This window comes from Georgenia sp. TF02-10 (assembly GCF_022759505.1).
Lineage (GTDB): Bacteria > Actinomycetota > Actinomycetes > Actinomycetales > Actinomycetaceae > TF02-10.
In genome coordinates this window covers 1068442-1085344 of the sequence record NZ_CP094289.1, presented here as the reverse complement: position 1 = coordinate 1085344, position 16903 = coordinate 1068442, and the positions used below count along the sequence as shown (strand labels likewise).

The 16903-nt window shown below is 75.0% G+C and carries 14 protein-coding genes; 6 read left to right on the top strand and 8 right to left on the bottom strand.

Annotated features, from left to right (window positions below; genetic code table 11):
* Nucleotides 1-9: 9 nt before the first annotated feature.
* From MF406_RS04865 to MF406_RS04845, 5 genes are all read left to right on the top strand, one after another.
* Nucleotides 10-1332, top strand: coding sequence for a gluconate:H+ symporter (locus MF406_RS04865; RefSeq protein ID WP_242896865.1), 1323 nt, complete (start codon nucleotides 10-12; stop codon nucleotides 1330-1332).
* A gap of 17 nt (nucleotides 1333-1349) precedes the next feature.
* A complete protein-coding gene (gene garR / locus MF406_RS04860) occupies nucleotides 1350-2246 on the top strand; it encodes a 2-hydroxy-3-oxopropionate reductase (protein WP_242896864.1) in 897 nt (298 codons plus the stop codon).
* Nucleotides 2246-3574, top strand: a complete 1329-nt coding sequence (locus MF406_RS04855) for an enolase C-terminal domain-like protein (RefSeq protein WP_242896863.1) — start codon at nucleotides 2246-2248, stop codon at nucleotides 3572-3574. Before garR ends, MF406_RS04855 begins: the two co-directional genes overlap by 1 nt.
* Before the next feature lie 96 nt (nucleotides 3575-3670).
* Nucleotides 3671-4870, top strand: coding sequence for a glycerate kinase (locus MF406_RS04850; RefSeq protein WP_242896862.1), 1200 nt, complete (start codon nucleotides 3671-3673; stop codon nucleotides 4868-4870).
* 202 nt (nucleotides 4871-5072) lie between these two features.
* Nucleotides 5073-6389, top strand: a complete 1317-nt coding sequence (locus tag MF406_RS04845; RefSeq protein ID WP_242896861.1) for a UDP-glucose/GDP-mannose dehydrogenase family protein — start codon at nucleotides 5073-5075, stop codon at nucleotides 6387-6389.
* A gap of 166 nt (nucleotides 6390-6555) precedes the next feature.
* Here MF406_RS04845 and MF406_RS04840 read toward each other — a convergent pair whose 3' ends face one another.
* The 3 genes from MF406_RS04840 to cysD are packed head-to-tail and all read right to left on the bottom strand — an operon-like array spanning nucleotide 6556 to nucleotide 9598.
* Nucleotides 6556-7434: a 3'(2'),5'-bisphosphate nucleotidase CysQ gene (locus tag MF406_RS04840; protein ID WP_242896860.1), complete on the bottom strand. Its 879-nt coding sequence runs from the start codon at nucleotides 7432-7434 to the stop codon at nucleotides 6556-6558.
* A complete protein-coding gene (locus tag MF406_RS04835; protein ID WP_242896859.1) occupies nucleotides 7434-8684 on the bottom strand; it encodes a sulfate adenylyltransferase subunit 1 in 1251 nt (416 codons plus the stop codon). The genes MF406_RS04840 and MF406_RS04835 overlap by 1 nt, the downstream gene beginning before the upstream one ends.
* Complete coding sequence (cysD, locus tag MF406_RS04830) at nucleotides 8684-9598, bottom strand: sulfate adenylyltransferase subunit CysD (protein WP_242896858.1); 915 nt, start codon at nucleotides 9596-9598, stop codon at nucleotides 8684-8686. Before cysD ends, MF406_RS04835 begins: the two co-directional genes overlap by 1 nt.
* A gap of 179 nt (nucleotides 9599-9777) precedes the next feature.
* On the opposite strand from cysD, the gene cysC reads away from it, so the two are divergent.
* Entirely contained in the window at nucleotides 9778-11076 is a 1299-nt protein-coding gene (cysC, locus tag MF406_RS04825; protein WP_242896857.1) for an adenylyl-sulfate kinase, read from the top strand.
* Between the two features lie 36 nt (nucleotides 11077-11112).
* Here the strand turns inward: cysC and MF406_RS04820 are convergent, their stop codons facing one another.
* The 5 genes from MF406_RS04820 to MF406_RS04800 are packed head-to-tail and all read right to left on the bottom strand — an operon-like array spanning nucleotide 11113 to nucleotide 16658.
* Nucleotides 11113-12033 carry a glycosyltransferase family 2 protein gene (locus tag MF406_RS04820; RefSeq protein WP_242896856.1) on the bottom strand — a complete coding sequence of 307 codons (921 nt, stop codon included), beginning with the start codon at nucleotides 12031-12033 and terminating at the stop codon, nucleotides 11113-11115.
* Nucleotides 12030-13019: a hypothetical protein gene (locus tag MF406_RS04815; protein WP_242896855.1), complete on the bottom strand. Its 990-nt coding sequence runs from the start codon at nucleotides 13017-13019 to the stop codon at nucleotides 12030-12032. Before MF406_RS04815 ends, MF406_RS04820 begins: the two co-directional genes overlap by 4 nt.
* Nucleotides 13016-13876, bottom strand: coding sequence for a sulfotransferase (locus MF406_RS04810; protein ID WP_242896854.1), 861 nt, complete (start codon nucleotides 13874-13876; stop codon nucleotides 13016-13018). Before MF406_RS04810 ends, MF406_RS04815 begins: the two co-directional genes overlap by 4 nt.
* Complete coding sequence (locus MF406_RS04805; protein WP_242896853.1) at nucleotides 13867-15219, bottom strand: phosphotransferase; 1353 nt, start codon at nucleotides 15217-15219, stop codon at nucleotides 13867-13869. The genes MF406_RS04810 and MF406_RS04805 overlap by 10 nt, the downstream gene beginning before the upstream one ends.
* Complete coding sequence (locus tag MF406_RS04800) at nucleotides 15216-16658, bottom strand: hypothetical protein (protein WP_242896852.1); 1443 nt, start codon at nucleotides 16656-16658, stop codon at nucleotides 15216-15218. The genes MF406_RS04805 and MF406_RS04800 overlap by 4 nt, the downstream gene beginning before the upstream one ends.
* Nucleotides 16659-16903: the final 245 nt, after the last annotated feature.

The following is a 16903-nucleotide window of genomic DNA, read 5'->3' as shown; positions in this document are numbered from 1 at the left end:
GGCCCGGCCATGGAGTTCCTCGTCGTCGCCGTCGCGGTCGTCGTCCTCGTCTTCCTCATGACGAAGCTGAAGCTCAACGGCTTCATCGCCCTGCTCCTCGTGGCCGTCGCGGTCGCGCTGGTGGAGGGCATCCCCGTCGAGTCCATCCCCGAGATCCTCGAGGAGGGCGTCGGCGGCCAGCTCGGCGGCACGCTGCTCGTCATCGGCCTCGGCGCGATGATCGGCCGGGTCATGGGTGACGCCGGCGGCGCCCAGCGCATCGCTATGAAGATGGTGGACGCCTTCGGCGCCCGCGGTGTGCAGGCGGCGATGGTCGTCACCGCGATGCTCGTCGGCGTGACCATGTTCTACGAGGTCGCGTTCGTCATCATCGTGCCCGTCGCGTTCACGCTCGTGCGGGCCACGAAGCAGAACCTGCTCTGGGTCGGCCTGCCGATGTCCATCGCGCTGTCCACGATGCACTCGTTCCTGCCGCCGCACCCCGGCCCGACCGCCGTCGCGGCCACCTACGGCGCCTCCGTCGGCCTGACCCTCGCCTACGGCCTGCTCATCGCGGTGCCCGCCGGAGCCCTGATCGCGTTCCTGTGGCCGCGGCTGTCCTTCGTCCGGGCGATGAACCCGGCCATCCCCGTGGGCCTGGTCTCGGACAAGGACTTCGAGGAGGACGAGATGCCCGGCCTCGGCTGGTCGCTGTTCGTCGCCCTCCTGCCCGTCGTCGTCATCGCCGGCGCAGCCGTCGTCGAGCTCGCCGCGCCCGAGGCCGCGTTCCTGCCCCTCGTGCAGTTCCTCGGCGCCGCGCCGGTCGCGCTGCTGATCACGCTGCTCGTGGCGTGCTGGGTCTTCGGGCCGCGCGTCGGCCGCTCGCTCGGCGAGGTGGCCGCCTCCTGCTCCTCGTCCGCCAAGGCGATGGCGATGATCTTCATGGTCATCGGTGCCGGCGGCGCGTTCAAGCAGGTCCTGGTCGAGGCCGGCATCGCCGACCGCATCGCCGACGTCACCTCGGGCTGGGCCCTGTCCCCGATCGTGCTCGCCTGGCTGATCGCCGTGATCCTGCGGGTCGCGCTCGGCTCGGCCACCGTGGCGGTCGTCACCGCCGCCGGCGTCGCCGCCCCGCTCGTCGCCGCGTCCGGCGTCTCCCCCGAGCTGATGGTGCTCGCCACCGCGTGCGGCTCGATCGCCGCCAGCCACGTCAATGACCCCGGCTTCTGGATGTTCAAGGAGTACTTCGGGCTCACCGTGCCCCAGGCCCTCCTGTCCCGCACCACCTACACCACCGTGCTGGCCTTCCTCGGCCTGGGCGGTGTCCTCCTCATGAACCTCGTCATCGGCTGAACCGGAAGGAAGCACACATGAAGATCGGATTCATCGGGCTCGGGATCATGGGCAAGCCCATGGCCAAGAACCTCGTCGCGGACGGGCACGACCTGGTCGTCCTCGACCACAACGCCGACAACGTCGGCGAGCTCGTCGCGCTCGGCGCCGCGCGGGCCGCCACCCCGCGCGAGGTCGCGGAGCAGGTCGACCTCGTGCTCACCATGCTGCCGAACTCCCCGCAGGTGCAGGAGGTCGTCCTCGGCGAGGCCGGCGTCCTGGAGGCGGCCCGGGACGGGTTGCTCTACGCGGACATGAGCTCCATCGACCCGCTGGTCGCCCGGGACGTCAGCGCCGCGCTGGCCGAGCGGGGCGTCGTCATGCTCGATGCCCCCGTCTCGGGCGGCGAGCCGTTCGCCATCGAGGGGACGCTGTCCTTCATGGTCGGCGGGCCGCAGGAGGCGTTCGACGTCGTGCAGCCGGTCCTGGCCGCGATGGGGAAGTCCGTCGTGCGGGTCGGCGGCATCGGCGCGGGCAACATCGCCAAGCTGGCGAACCAGGCCATCGTCGCGGTGAACATCGCGGTCGTTGCCGAGGCCCTGGTGCTCGCGCAGAAGGCGGGCGTCGACCCCGAGCAGGTCTTCGAGGCGATCAAGGGCGGCCTGGCTGGCTCCAACGTCATGAACGCCAAGGCCCCGCTCATGCTGGACCACCGGTTCGCCCCCGGCTTCCGGATCAACCTGCACCTGAAGGACCTGACCAACGTCATGTCCACCTCGCACGCGGTCGGGGCGCCGATGCCCATGACCGCCTCGGTCTTCGAGCTGATGACGCAGCTCAAGGCGCACAACCACGAGACCGAGGACCACTCCGCCCTGCTGCGCGCCTACGAGCGTGCCGCCGGCATCGAGCTCACCCGAGGAGAGCCGTCCTGATGTCCACCCCCACCATCGTCGAGGCGGCGGTCTACCCCGTCGCCGGCCGTGACTGCATGGAGCTCAACCTCTCCGGCGCGCACGGGCCGTACTTCACCCGCAACGTCGTCGTCCTCACCGACTCCGCCGGGCGCACCGGCGTCGGCGAGGTCCCCGGCGGGGAGAAGATCACCCGCACGATCACCGAGGCGTTCGAGCTCGTGCGCGGCTCCTCGCTCGGTGACCACGCGAACGTGCTGCGGCGCATCGGCGAGGAGTTCGCCGGGCGCGACGCCGGCGGCCGCGGCCTGCAGACCTTCGACCTGCGCACCACCGTGCACGCGGTCACCGCCATCGAGTCGGCCTACCTCGACCTGCTCGGCAAGCACCTCGAGGTCCCCGTGGCCTCGCTGCTCGGCGAGGGCAAGCAGCGGGACTCCGTCAAGGTGCTCGGCTACCTGTTCTACGTCGGCGACCCGGACAAGACCGACCTCGGGTACCTGCGCGAGCCGGACTCCGACGTCGACTGGCACCGGCTGCGGCACGAGGAGGCCGTCACGCCCGAGCAGATCGTCGCGCTCGGCGAGGCCGCCTACGCGCGGTACGGGTTCGAGGACTTCAAGCTCAAGGGCGGCGTGTTCTCGGGCGAGGAGGAGGTGCTGGCCGTCCGCGCGCTCAAGGAGCGGTTCCCGGACGCGCGGATCACGCTCGACCCGAACGGTGCGTGGTCGCTGGAGGAGGCCGTGCGCCTGTGCCGGCCGCTCGTCGACGTGCTCGCCTACGCCGAGGACCCGTGCGGCGCCGAGGGCGGGTTCTCCGGCCGGGAGGTGCTCGCGGAGTTCCGCCGACGCACCGGCCTGCCCACCGCCACCAACATGGTCGCCACCGACTGGCGCGAGATGTCTCACGCCCTGGCCCTGCAGGCCGTCAGCATCCCGCTGGCGGACCCGCACTTCTGGACCATGCGCGGGTCGGTGCGCGTCGCGCAGCTGTGCCACGCCATGGGCCTGACCTGGGGCTGCCACTCCAACAACCACTTCGACATCTCGCTGGCGATGGTCGCCCACGCCGGCGCCGCCGCCCCGGGCCAGTACAACGCGCTCGACACGCACTGGATCTGGCAGGAGGGCGTCGAGCGGCTGACGGTCGAGCCGCCGCAGATCGTCGGCGGCGAGATCGTGATCGGCGACAAGCCAGGCCTCGGCGTCGAGATCGACATGGACCAGGTCGAGAAGGCGCACGCCCTCTACCTGGAGAAGGCCCTCGGCGCCCGCGACGACGCCGTCGGGATGCAGTACCTGATTCCGGGCTGGGAGTTCGACCACAAGCGACCCGCGCTGGTCCGCTGACCCGCCCGAGCGCTCCTGCGCCCGCCCGTCCCGCTGCCTCCTCGGCTCGGGCCGGGCGGGCGCGCAGGCTCCGCCCCGCCGAGAAGGGACCCGTCGATGAAGCTCGTGCTCGCCCCCGACTCGTTCAAGGAGTCGATGTCCGCCGCCGAGGCCGCCGCGGCGATGGCCCGCGGCGTGCGTCGCGTCCTGCCCGACGCCACCTGCGTCGAGGTGCCGATGGCCGACGGCGGCGAGGGCACCACCGACGCCCTGGTGGCCGCGCTCGGGGGCCGGCTCGTCGAGGTCGCCACCACCGACGCCCTCGGGCGGCCGGTCACCGCCACGATCGGTCTGGCCGACGACGGCATCGCGATCCTCGAGGTCGCCGCCGCGGTCGGCATCGGCCTGGTCGCGCCCGAGGACCGGGAGGTTCTCTCCGCGACCTCCGCCGGCGTGGCCCCGCTGCTGCGTGCCGCGCTCGACGCTGGCGCCCGCCGGATCGTCGTCGGGCTGGGCGGGTCCGCCACCAACGACGGGGGCGCCGGCCTGCTGGTCGGGCTCGGTGCCCGTCTGCTCGACGCCGCCGGTCGCCCGGTCGACCCTGCCCCCCGGGCGCTGCCCGCGGTCGCCGCGGTGGACCTGGCCGGCCTCGACCCGCGGCTGCACGGCGTGAGTGTCGAGCTCGCCTGCGACGTCACCAGCCCGCTGCTCGGACCCAGGGGCGCCAGCGCGGTGTTCGGGCCGCAGAAGGGCGCGGCGCCGGAGCAGGTCGCGATGCTCGACACGGCGCTCGGGGCGCTGGCCGACGCCCTCGAGGCCGCCGCCGGGCGCCGCGTCCGGGACCTACCGGGCGCCGGGGCGGCCGGCGGGCTCGGCGCAGCGTTCCTCGCGCTCGGCGCGACCCGGCGCCCGGGCGTCGAGGTCGTCGTCGACGCTGCCGGGCTGGCCAGGCACGTCGACGGCGCCGACCTGGTGCTCACCGGCGAGGGGGCCGTCGACGCGCAGACCCTCCGGGGCAAGACCCCCGCCGGCGTCGCCGCCGTCGCCGGGCGGGCGGGGGTCCCGGTGATCGCGTTCGCCGGGCGGGTCGACCCCAGCGCGGACACCCTGCTCGACCACGGCTTCGCGGCCGTGGTGCCGATCCTGCGCACCCTCGGCGGCACCGCGGAGGTGCTGCGCGCCGGGCCGGAGAACCTGGAGCACGCGGTGGCGACAGCGCTGCGGCTGCTGCGCCTGGGCGCGGCCGGCGTGACCGCCGGTGCGGCCGGCGTGGCCGCCGGTGCTTCCCGAGCCCCCCGGCGAGCGCCCGGACGGTGATCGGGCCCCCGGGCTCGCGACCGGTGGGCGGCCAGGAGAACGCTCCCGGGCAGCCGGTCCCGGGCAGGCCAGGCGCCGCGGGCAGGCCGTTCACGACGCGGGCCCGGTCGGTGCCACCATAGGAGGCCGCCGTCGGCGTCCCGCGCCCCGGCTGCCTCGACGAGATTGACGAGCGCCCCGGCGCCACTGACCAGGAGGATCCATGCGTGTCTCGGTGATCGGCTGCGGCTACCTCGGCGCCGTCCACGCCAGCTCGATGGCGCTGCTCGGCCACGACGTGGTCGGCATCGACACCGACGCGGCGAAGGTGGAGCTGCTCGCCGCCGGGGAGGCCCCGTTCTTCGAGCCCGGCCTGCCCGAGGCGCTCCGCGAGGGCGTGGCGAGCGGCCGGCTGCGGTTCAGCCCTAACATCGCCGACGCCGCCGGCGCCCAGCTGCACTTCCTCTGCGTGGGCACCCCGCAGCAGCGCGGCAGCTACGCGGCCGACCTGACCTACGTCGACGCCGCGGTCACCGGCCTGCTCCCCCACCTCGCCGACGGCGACGTGCTGGTCGGCAAGTCGACCGTCCCGGTGGGCACCGCCGCCCGGATCGCCGAGCAGGTCGCCGCCCGGGCCCCGGGCGCCGTCGTCGCCTGGAACCCCGAGTTCCTCCGCGAGGGGCACGCCGTGAACGACACCATCCACCCCGACCGGTTCGTCTACGGCCTGCCCGCCGAGCCCGCCGCCGCCGACCACGCCCGGGCGGCGCTGGACGAGGTGTACGCGACGCCGCTGGCCGAGGGCATCCCCAAGGTCGTGGCCGACTACGCCACCGCCGAGCTGGTCAAGGTCGCCGCCAACTCCTTCCTGGCCACCAAGATCTCCTTCATCAACGCGATGGCCGAGCTGTGCGAGGCGACCGGCGCCGACGTCGTCGCCCTGGCCGACGCCATCGGCTACGACGACCGCATCGGCCGGAAGTTCCTCGGCGCCGGCCTGGGCTTCGGCGGCGGCTGCCTGCCCAAGGACATCCGCGCCTTCATGGCCCGGGCCGGGGAGCTGGGCGTGGACCAGGCGCTGAGCTTCCTGCGCGAGGTGGACGCGATCAACATGCGCCGCCGGGTGCGGATGGTGGACCTGGCCCGGGAGGTGTGCGGCGGGTCCGTCGCGGGGCGCACCGTGGCCGTCCTCGGCGCCGCCTTCAAGCCCAGCTCCGACGACGTCCGGGACTCCCCCGCCCTCAACGTCGCCGCCCAGCTCCAGCTCCAGGGCGCCCACGTGCGCGTCACCGACCCGGCGGCCATCGCCAATGCCGAGCGGGCCTGGCCCACCCTGGCGTTCGCGGCCACCCCCGAGGAGGCCGCGGCCGGCGCCGACGTCGTCCTGCTGGCCACCGAGTGGGCGCAGTACCGCCAGCTGGACCCGGTGACCTTCGGCGACGTGGTCGCCGCCCGCCGGATGATCGACGGCCGCAACGTGCTGGACCCGGCCGCGTGGCGCGCCGCCGGCTGGACCTACCGGGCGGCCGGCCGGCCCTGACCTGGCCGGCCGGCGACGACGTGTGCAGGAAGTAACACAATCTCGGGCCGGCCGTGATGCGATCTGGCGGAATCCCGCCGCTCCAGCGGCCGGTCACGCCGAGCTTGTGTTACTTCTCGCACAGCCCGGCCGCGGTGACGGGGCGGGAGCCGCCGGGGCCCCGAGGTCAGCGGGCGGCGGAGCCTGCCGACGCCGCCCGGACCGCCGTCAGCAGCTGGTCGGCGAGCTCGGCGCGGCAGACCAGCAGGTCGGGCAGGTAGGGGTTCGCCTGGTTGTACGCCAGCGGCGTGCCGTCGACCCGGCTGGCGTGCAGCCCCGCGGCGCGGGCGACGGCGACCGGCGCCGCCGAGTCCCACTCGTACTGCCCGCCGGAGTGCAGGTAGGCGTCCACCTCCCCGCGCACCACAGCGGCCACCTTGTACCCGGCCGACCCCATCGGGACCAGGCTCGCACCGAGCCGCTCGGCGACGGCCAGGACCAGGTCCGACGCCCTGCTGCGGGAGACCGCCAGGGCGACCTGCGGCCGCGGCGACGGCGAGGGCGGGGTGACCGTGGCGGTGTCGAGCGTCAGGCCCAGGCCGGGCAGGGCCACCGCGCCGGCGGCGAGCCCGCCCCGCTCCCACAGGGCGACGTGGACCGCCCAGTCCGCGCGGCCCTCGCCGTACTCACGGGTGCCATCCAGCGGGTCGACGATCCAGACCCGGTCCCGGTCCAGCCGGGTGGCGTCGTCGGCGGCCTCCTCGGACAGCACGGCCTCGCCCGGGCGGGCGGCCGCGAGCCGCCGGGCGATGAGCTGCTGGGCGCCGCGGTCCCCGGCGGCGCCCAGCGCCCGGCCCTCCGGCGCGTCGTCGGCCCCCCGCAGGTCCAGCAGGAACCGGCTGGCCGCGGCGGCGACCTCGGCGCTGATGGCGGCGTCGTCGCGGGACGCGGCACCCCGGGTGCCGTCGTCAGCGGCCGCGCCCCGGGCGCCGTCGTCAGCGGCTCTGCCCCGGGCACCGTCGTCAGCGGCCGTGCGCCGGCCGTCGTCGCCGTCCCCGGCGCCCATCAGCTCGCCCCGAGGATGGTGCCCGCGCCGACCGTCCCGCCGGTGGCCTCGTCGACGAGGATGAAGGAGCCGGTGGTGCGGTTCTGCTCGTAGGTGTCGCACAGCAGCGGCACCGTGGTGCGCAGCTGCACCCGGCCGATCTCGTTCAGGCCGAGCTCGGTGGCCTCCAGGTCCCGGTGCAGGGTGTTGACGTCCAGGCGGTACTGGATCTCCCGGATCACCGTGCGGGCGGTGCGGGTGGTGTGCTTGATCGCGAGCTTGCGGCCCACCCGCAGCGGCGCCCCGGTCATCCAGAACACCGTGGCGTCGATGTTCTGCGCCGGGGTCGGGGCGTTGCGAGGCCGGCAGATCATGTCCCCGCGGGAGACGTCCAGGTCGTCCTCGAGCCGGACGGTGACGGACATCGGCGGGAAGGCCTCGGCCACCTCGCGGTCGAAGAGGTCGATCCCGGCCACCCGGGTGGTCAGCCCGGACGGCAGGACGAGGACCTCGTCGCCGGGCTTGAGCACCCCGCCGGCGACCTGGCCGGCGTAGCCGCGGTAGTCGTGGTGGTCGTCCGAGTGCGGCCGGATGACGTACTGCACGGGCAGCCGGGTGTCGATGAGGTCGCGGTCGGAGGCGACGTGCAGGTGCTCGAGGTGGTGCATGAGGGAGGCGCCGTCGTACCAGGGCATCCGCTCGGACCTGGTGACCACGTTGTCGCCCTGCAGGGCGGAGATGGGGATCACCTGCAGGTCCGGGATGTTGAGCTTGGTCGCGAAGGCGGTGAACTCGTCGTAGATGCGCCGGAAGACGCCCTCGTCGAAGTCGACGAGGTCCATCTTGTTCACCGCCAGCACCAGGTGCGGCACCCGCAGCAGGGAGAGCAGCACCGCGTGCCGCCGGGACTGCTCGGTCAGGCCCTGCCGGGCGTCGACCAGCACCAGGCCCAGGTCGGCGGTGGAGGCGCCGGTGACCATGTTGCGGGTGTACTGCACGTGCCCGGGGGTGTCCGCGATGATGAACTTCCGGACCGGCGTGGCGAAGTACCGGTAGGCGACGTCGATGGTGATGCCCTGCTCGCGCTCGGACCGCAGCCCGTCGGTGAGCAGGGCGAGGTCGGTGTAGTCGTAGCCCCGGGCGGCCGACGTCGCCCGGACGGCCTCGAGCTGGTCCTCGAAGATCGACTTGGAGTCCATCAGCAGCCGACCGATGAGGGTGGACTTGCCGTCGTCGACCGAGCCGGCCGTGGCGAGCCTGAGCAGGTCCATCAGAAGTAGCCCTCTCGCTTGCGGTCTTCCATGGCCGCCTCGGAGAAGCGGTCGTCCCCGCGGGTCGCGCCGCGCTCGGTGACCCGGGCGACGGCGACCTCGGCGATGATCTCCGGGACGGTCGCCGCGGTGGACTCCACGCACCCGGTCAGGGTCAGGTCCCCGACCGTGCGGAACCGCACGGTCCGCTCCTCGACCCGCTCGCCGTCGCGCAGGCCGTTCAGCGGGCTCTCGGACAGCAGCATCCCGTCCCGGCGGAACACCCGCCGCGGGTGGGCGAAGTAGATCGACGGGATGTCGATGCCCTCCCGGTCGATGTAGTGCCACACGTCGAGCTCGGTCCAGTTCGACAGCGGGAAGATCCGCATGTGCTCCCCGGCGTGCAGCCGGCCGTTGTACAGCGACCACAGCTCCGGGCGCTGGTTCTTGGGGTCCCACTGGCCGAACTCGTCCCGGTGGGAGTACACCCGCTCCTTGGCCCGGGCCTTCTCCTCGTCGCGGCGACCGCCGCCGAAGGCCGCGGTAAAGCCGTGCTCCTCGATCGCGTTCAGCAGGGTCCCGGTCTGCAGCCGGTTCCGGCTGGTCCGGCCGTCGTCGACGACGACGCCGGTGCGGATGGCCTCCTCCACGGAGGCGACGAGGAGGCGCAGCCCGAGCCGCTCCACCCAGCGGTCCCGGGTCTGCAGCACCTCCGGGAAGTCCAGCCCGGTGTCGATCTGGAGCACCGGGAACGGGATCTTCGCCGGGTAGAACGCCTTCTCGGCGAGCCGCAGCATGGTGATGGAGTCCTTGCCCCCGGAGAACAGGAGCACCGGCCGCTCGAACTCGGCGGCGACCTCCCGGAAGATGTGGATGGACTCCGCCTCGAGCTCGTCGAGCTGGCTCAGCCGGTAGTCGCCGTGGGTACGCAACATGTGGCCCTTTCGCGTGTGAACGCGGTCACCTTAGCGGTCTTGGGTCCGGTCCCGGGCCGCTTCACCGCGGTCGCGGGCCGGTCCCGGGCCGCTTGACCGCGGTCGGGGGCCGGTCCCGGGCCGCACCACGCGGTCGCAGGCCGGTCCCGGCCGCACCGCCGCGCTGGCACAATGCCGGGATGACGAGCCCGGCGCCGCCGCTGCCCCGGCACGCCCTGTCCGCGCCGGAGCTGGACGTGCTCGACCTGCTCCGGGCCGGGGCGCTCGGTCCGGGCGCCGGGTACGCCGCCCCTGACGAGGGGCCGGTGCTGGTCCTGCCGGCCGACGTCGTCGCGGCGGCCGGGGTCGGGCCGGCGGGAGGCGCCGGGCCCGCGCGAGGCGCCGGGACGACGGCGGCCGCGGGGCCGGCGGCGGTCGAGCTCACCGACGCCGAGGGGGTCCCGCTCGCCGTCGTGACCGTGACCCAGACCTACGACCACGCCGGCGGGGTCGGCGTCGTCGGCACCGTGCGCCACCTCGGCGGGCGCGGCAGCCGCCCGTTCGACCGGCTCTACCTCGACCCCGCCGCCGTGCGGGCGCAGGTCCCGGCGGACGCGCTGACCGTGCCGGTCGCCCGGCCGCTGAGCGAGGAGGACCTCACGGCCGTCACCGCCGCCCGGGCCGGCCGCACCGTCGTCCTCCTCGCCCTGGCCGGGCACGGTCCGGGTGGCGCCGCCGCCACCGCCGACCTGCTCCGCGCCACCGTGCGCGCGGCCGAGCTGGTGCCGGACGCGCGGGTCGTCGCCGTCCCCCTCCCCGCCGCCGGCGCGGGCCCGGCCAACGCCCGCCTGCGCCGCCGGGTGCTCGCCGCCTACGCCCCCGGGGAGGTGCTCGAGGTCGCCGGCCGCGGCCCGCTCCCGGCCGCCGTCGCCGCCGCGGTCCGGGCCGGCGGGGCCCGCCGCGGCGCCGTCGTGCTGTTCACCGGGCTGTCCGGGAGCGGCAAGTCCACGCTGGCGCGGGCGCTGCACGACCTGGTGGTGGAGGAGGGCGCGAGGACGGTGTCGCTGCTCGACGGCGACGTCGTGCGCCGCAACCTCTCCGCCGGCCTGTCGTTCTCGGTGGCCGACCGCGAGGTGAACGTGCGCCGCATCGGGTGGGTGGCGGCCGAGATCGCCCGGCACGGCGGCCTGGCGATCTGCAGCCCGATCGCGCCGTTCGACAGCACCCGCCGGCAGGTCCGGGCGATGGTGGCGGACGCGGGCGGGGCGTTCGTCCTCGTGCACGTGGCGACGCCGCTGGCCGAGTGCGAGCGGCGGGACCGCAAGGGCCTGTACGCGCGGGCCCGGCGCGGGGAGGTCCCGGACTTCACCGGCATCAGCTCCCCCTACGAGCCGCCGGCCGACGCCGACCTGGTGGTGGACACCACCGGCCGGCCGGTGGCGGAGGTGCTCGGGGAGGTCGCCGCGCTGCTGCGCGGCCGGGACGTGCTCGTCGGGTAGGGCGGGGCAGGCCGGCTGGCGCCAGCCGCCGGAGGCCTAGATCCCGTGGCCGCGCGCGTTGAGCACCCGCATCACCCGCTCCGGGCTGACCAGGCCGAGCGCGACGACGGCGGCGAGCACGCCGCGCGGCTCCCGACCGTTGTGCCGCAGCGAGCGGGCCGCCGCGCGCAGCGCCTCCGCCCGCCGCCCCCCGCCGGCGGCCAGTGCGAACGCGCGCTGGCCCTCCATCCAGGCGTAGCCCTTGCGGTCGGTGGTCAGGCCGGGGTGCTTGGCCAGCAGGTACCCCAGGCCGTCGGCCATGCCCTGCCAGCGCTGGGTGAAGAAGGAGCCGGGGTGCCACAGCACGTCGACCAGCGGCTCGGGCACCACGGTGACCGTGCCGGCCTGCGCGCAGCGCAGCAGCAGGTCGAAGTCCTCGCCGTAGCCGGACGGCAGCTCCTCGTCCACCAGCCCCACCGACCCGAGCAGCCAGGCCCGGTCGAAGAGGTAGCTCGACGGGTGGGCGCCGGTGAGCCGACCCTGGTGCAGCGCGCCGGGGGTAACCCGGGGCACCGCCGGGACCCGCGGGACCTGACGGCCCTGGGTGTGCACGAGGATGCCGGTGACGCACCCCTGCGCGCCGTCGTCCCGCATCCGGGCCACCTGGGCGGCGGCCTTCGCCGGCCGCCAGACGTCGTCGTCGTCGCAGAACGCCACGAGCCGGCGGTCGGCCGCGAGCAGGCCGGTGTTCCGGCCGCCAGCCAGCCCGGGCGTCCGGGAGTTCGGCAGCACCCGGACCGACCGGTTGGCGGCGGCGCGCTCGAGCGACGGGTCGGGCGGGACCTGGTCGAAGACGATCGTCAGCCGGATCTCCCCGGGGTAGTCCTGGGCGAGGATGCCGTCCACCGCCTTCAGCAGCAGCTCGCGGCGGTCCTTGGTCGCGATGATGACGTCGATCCCGGGCGCCGGGGCGCTCATCTCGGTCCTCCTGGGTCGGGGGTGCCTGGGTGGGGCGTCCCTGGGTCGTGGGTCCGCGGGTCGGTGCTCCCCTGGTCGGGGTTCCCCGGGCCCTGCAAGCCGACGGCGGCCGGTCCGACGTCGGCCGGGCCGACGGCGTCCGGCCCCGTGCTGCCCGGGCGCTCGGCGGGCCCGCGGAGCCAGCTGCGCGCGGCCGCCAGGGTGACCGCGGCGACGACGGCGACGGTCAGCGTGGACGCCATCGTGACCGCCAGCCCGGTGCGGGCCCCGTCGGTCGGCACGGTAGGCGGCTGGGCGACGTAGCCGGGGTCGGGCCGCAGCGTCGCGAGCGCGGCCTGCTCGCCGCGCAGGTACCCGCGCTGCTCGATGAGGAAGCGGCCGCCGACCGTCCGGTCGTTGCTGCCGGCCGGGTCCTCACCCTGGACCACGACGAGGTTCAGCCGGTCGAGCTCGCGGTTGACGGCGGCGAGCTGACCCCCGACCGACTGCTTGCGGCGCTGCGTCTCGGCCTCGATCGCGCTGCGCCGGACCTCGAGGAGACTGTCCACCACATTCGTGACGGCCTCGACCGCCGTCGCCGGTGCGAGCGCGGAGACGGACAGCCGGACGATGCGCGAGTTGGGGACGGGTCGGGCGATGAGGTCCCGGCCCAGCCCGGCCGACCCGCCGGGGTAGTCCATCCGCGCCGCCGCCCGGCCCAGCACCTCCTGCGAGCGGAGCTGCTGGAGCGCGGAGTCGATGGTCGTGTCGCGGTACTCCCCGCTCCCGCCGCCGCGCGTCGTCGTCGAGACCAGCACGACGTCGGCCGAGGAGGTGAACCGCTCGGGCTTGCTCAGCTGGACGAGCAGGCCGAGGACGACGCCGACCAGGGCGGCGGCCACGAGCAGGCGGCGGTGCCGGCGGACGAACAGGGCGTAGGAGGCCAGCGTCCGCTCCGCGCCGGGCGGCGCCCCGGCGGGCGGGTGTGGGTCCGGGACGGGCGTCATCGTCGCCAGCTCGGCACGCGCCCGAGGATCCGGGTGAGCTCCTCGTCGGAGTCGGCGAACGCCTCCTCCAGCCGCGCCCGGGCGGTCGCCGGCATCGGCGAGCTCGGCCGGGCGTTCGCCTTCGGGGCGGCCTCCAGCGGGACATCCCGGAGCCCGACGTGGGCCAGCACCTCGGACCAGTACTGCTGCGGGTCCGCGAAGAAGTCGTCGGCGTCGAGCACGAGGACCTGGTCCCGACCGACGGCGTCGAACATCCGGGTGAGCTGGGCGGCGTACCGGCCCCGTCCGACATAGGCGTAGTGCTGGTGGGCGAAAGACTGGTACGCCGGGTCGGCAACCATGCGCTCGACCTCGCCGGCGAGCCGGTCCGGCTCCGCCGCCAGCGCCTCCTCGAAGGAGAGGGTCTCGAACCCCCGCCAGGTCTCCTGCTTGTGCGCGGAGAACGCCCGCTCGACCGGGTCGCGGAGCAGCACGATCACCCGGGCGTCGGGCACCTCCCGGGCGATCCGCTCGGCGGCCAGCGGGTGGAAGACGTAGTAGGGGCTCGCCTCCCCGGTAACCAGGTGGTGGTGGTCCCGGCCGCGGGGCGCGAGCGGGAAGTGGGCGCCGTAGAAGCGCGGCCCGCGCCGGTACCGCTCGGCGGTGTCGAAGTAGTGGATCCCCTTGGTGTAGGCCGGCGGCCGGACGTCGGGGTGCGCCGCCAGCATCCGGAAGAGGCTGGTGGTCCCGCACCGCTGCGCACCGGCGATGATGAACCCCGGCCGCATCCGGGCGTCCGCGGTCGCCTCGCCCAGCACCGTGTACCCGGACCGCACCACCCGCCGCGCGGCCGACCGCACCCGCACCGTCAGCTCCATCTGTGCACCTCTTCCTCGTCGCGCCGCTCTCGCTTCTCGTCGCGCCGGTCGCGTTCCCCGTCGCGCCGGTCTCGTTCCTCGTCGAGGCGGTCGCGCAGCACGCCGAGGTGCCAGCGGGCGAGGCGCCCGACCGCGTCCCCGCCCGGGCGGCGGGCATCGGCGGTGAAGCGTGCCGCGATCGCCAGCAGGTAGCCGGCCACCAGGGCCTGCACCAGCCGGTCCGACGGCGGCCCGCCGCCGGGCAGCCGGGCCAGGACCCCACGGAGTGCCGCCGCGCCGGCGCCGGTCAGCGCGGCTCGGGCGCGCGGCAGGTCCCCGACGGCCCGGAGGGCTTGGTGGCAGGTGAAGTGGACGGCGTCGATGCCGGCGGGCACGCCTGCCGCGCAGCGCTCCCAGTCCCAGATCATCGGGGTCCGCCCCTGCCACGCCATGTTCCAGGGGCCGAGGTCGCCGTGCCACCGGCCCACCGGCAGGTCGACGTCGCCGAGCTGGTCCCGGTAGCGCCGCGCCAGCTCGACGAGCTCGGGCTCGGCGTCGACCTGCCCGGACCCGCCGTCCGCGGCCCCGCCGTTATCGGCCGCGGCGTGCTCGTTCCCGGCGTGCCCCGCTCCCTCGGCGGTGATCCGCGTCAGCCAGTCGGTGTCGGCCAGCCGTTGCCGATCAAGGCCGCCGCGCGCGGTCAGCTCGGCGACGGCGTCGAGCGGGACGCCGTGCGCCGCGGGCGGGCCGGCCGGGCGCAGGCTCTCCATCAGCACCACGCTCGACCCGCGCCACCGGCCGTGGTGGAGCAGCCGCGGCGCGACGAAGCGGGCGGGCCGGTCGCGCTCGAGGTCGGCGAGGACGGCGGCCTCGTGGTCGATCAGCTCGTTGGCCAGGTCGGTCAGCCCGACCTTGGCGTAGCCGACCTCCGTCCCGTCGACGCGGTGGACGTTGAGGACGGGCTTGCGGTTCGCCCGTCGGGAGCCGATCGCCAAGGAGATCCGCACCTCGCCGCCGACGACCTCCGCCAGGTAGTCGCTGACCGACTCCTCGGCCGACCGGCCCACGGCCAGGCCGCGGGGCATCACGGCCGCGGCGAGGTGCGGGGCCCGCAGGACCTTGGCAGCCACCCGGCGCAGGGCGGCCTGGCGGGTCGTGTCGTTCGCGCTCGGTCGGTCGACGGCGCCGACGGCGGCGTGCGGGGCGTCGGCGGCGACCAGCAGGCGCGGGCGGCGGGGCCCGGGGACGAGGCGGAACCCCTCGGCGTCGCCGGCCAGCCGGCCGTAGGCGACGGGGGCGCCAGGGAAGAGTGCCTGCACGGTGGCGCGGAGGTCCTCGACCTGCGCCGGCTGCTTCGGCGTCATCGCGGACCTGCCCGAACGACGCCCGCAGGCTCCCGCCAGATGCCGGCACCGGCAGCGCCGCCATCGGGATGACCGTCGCCGACGCGGTCGCCGTCGCCGTCGGCGATACTGCCCGCGCTGCTGCGGCCGTCGCGGCTGCTCCCCCCGGTACCGTCTCGGGCGCCCGTCCCCGCACGCTCGGCCCGCCACAGCAGGGCGAGGGCGATCATCACGGTGACCAGGGAGGACCCGACGATGTCGTACACCCAGATGACGACCGCGAGGTAGATCCCGGTCGCGGTCATCGCGATCCCCAGGCTCGTCCCCTGCCGCATCCCGCTGGCGTAGCGCCGGAGGAGGAACGCGCAGAAGAACCCCGCACCGAGCAGGCCGGTGGTGAAGAGGAGGAACCAGAACGAGCCCTGCGTGCCGAGCTGGGGCGGTGAGCACTGCGGGCAGCTCTCGGTCGCCCCGCCGGCGGCGGAGAAGAAGTTGCCCTCGAGGGCGCGCGGGGTTCCCAGGCCCACCAGCGGGGAGTGCTCCAGCACGGTGCGGACCGCGGTGACCGCCAGGTTCGTCCGGCCCTGGTTGCTGTGCGGGTTGTCCAGGCGGGCGAGGATGATCTCGGCAAGCGGGGTCCGGGCGAGGATCACGCCCGCCGCCACGGACAGCCCGGCGAGGAGGGCCAGGACGAGGAAGCGACCCCGCAGGGCCAGCCGGATAGCGACGTAGCCGGCCATCACCGCGAGCCCGGCCCAGAGCCCGCGGTTGAGCGTGAAGATCACCGGTGGGATGGCCAGCAGCAGCAGCGGCACGAACGCGACCCGCCGGGCGACGCTCGCCCGCGGCCCGGTGAAGGCGAGGACGAAGAAGGGCAGGAGCAGGCCGTAGCTGGCCCCCCAGCCGTTGGCGTAGGTCCACGGCGCCTTGGGCCGGGGGGCCTCGAAGCCGAGGATGTCCTGGACCTGGGCCAGGCCGGGATGGATCATGATCGAGAGCAGGTTGATGTCCCGCACCGACGCGGGCAGCACGACCTCGAGCAGCGACGGGAAGTCGACGTGCCAGAGGAACTGCCCGGCATACCCGCCCGCCACCGTGATGAGGAAGAGCCAGGCCATCATGTCCACCACGCGGTGGGTGGGCAGGTGGGCCTCGGGGACGTTGCCCAGGTAGAGCAGGAAGATCATCGCCGTGAGGAACCACGCCGCCCAGAACCCGTAGGTGAGGATCCGCTCCCCGCCGACGGCGGGGACCAGCCCCGGGATCGGGCTCCAGATGGTCACGGCGCTGACGGCGAGCACCACCAGGAAGAGCAGCCAGAGGCCGAACCCCGCCGGCACCGCCACCCGCCGCGCCTTGAGCAGGTAGCCGGCAAGCACCACCGCGACGAGGAGGTGGCCGAGCTGGCCAAGACCGACCAGCCACCACAGGGGGAACCCGACGAAGAACACGGTGAGCACGCGCACGCTGCGGGGCCGGGAGCCGCCGGCCGTCCTGGTCCGCGGCGATCGGGACGAGCCGGCGTGCCGGGTGCTGGACGCCCGAGGCAGGGTCGTCTCGGGGACGGTCGTCACGAGGGCGGGGGCCGGCGTGCGAACGGCGTGCGCCAACCCAACCTCCCGGGCCGTCCTGGCAGTGACCGGCTCATTGTGACCCACCTCCCGCGGCGGGGCGGGGTGTTTCACGGCCGGACCTCCGGCCGGGA

Coding starts and splice junctions, on each gene's coding strand:
- MF406_RS04835 (WP_242896859.1), bottom strand. CDS start 8,684: ATGGACCTGCTCAGGCTCGCCACGGCCGGCTCGGTCGACGACGGCAAG.
- MF406_RS04810 (WP_242896854.1), bottom strand. CDS start 13,876: ATGGAGCTGACGGTGCGGGTGCGGTCGGCCGCGCGGCGGGTGGTGCGG.
- MF406_RS04820 (WP_242896856.1), bottom strand. CDS start 12,033: ATGAGCGCCCCGGCGCCCGGGATCGACGTCATCATCGCGACCAAGGAC.
- MF406_RS04845 (WP_242896861.1), top strand. CDS start 5,073: ATGCGTGTCTCGGTGATCGGCTGCGGCTACCTCGGCGCCGTCCACGCC.
- MF406_RS04855 (WP_242896863.1), top strand. CDS start 2,246: ATGTCCACCCCCACCATCGTCGAGGCGGCGGTCTACCCCGTCGCCGGC.
- MF406_RS04840 (WP_242896860.1), bottom strand. CDS start 7,434: ATGGGCGCCGGGGACGGCGACGACGGCCGGCGCACGGCCGCTGACGAC.
- MF406_RS04850 (WP_242896862.1), top strand. CDS start 3,671: ATGAAGCTCGTGCTCGCCCCCGACTCGTTCAAGGAGTCGATGTCCGCC.
- cysD (WP_242896858.1), bottom strand. CDS start 9,598: ATGTTGCGTACCCACGGCGACTACCGGCTGAGCCAGCTCGACGAGCTC.
- MF406_RS04815 (WP_242896855.1), bottom strand. CDS start 13,019: ATGACGCCCGTCCCGGACCCACACCCGCCCGCCGGGGCGCCGCCCGGC.
- MF406_RS04805 (WP_242896853.1), bottom strand. CDS start 15,219: ATGACGCCGAAGCAGCCGGCGCAGGTCGAGGACCTCCGCGCCACCGTG.
- cysC (WP_242896857.1), top strand. CDS start 9,778: ATGACGAGCCCGGCGCCGCCGCTGCCCCGGCACGCCCTGTCCGCGCCG.
- garR (WP_242896864.1), top strand. CDS start 1,350: ATGAAGATCGGATTCATCGGGCTCGGGATCATGGGCAAGCCCATGGCC.
- MF406_RS04865 (WP_242896865.1), top strand. CDS start 10: ATGGAGTTCCTCGTCGTCGCCGTCGCGGTCGTCGTCCTCGTCTTCCTC.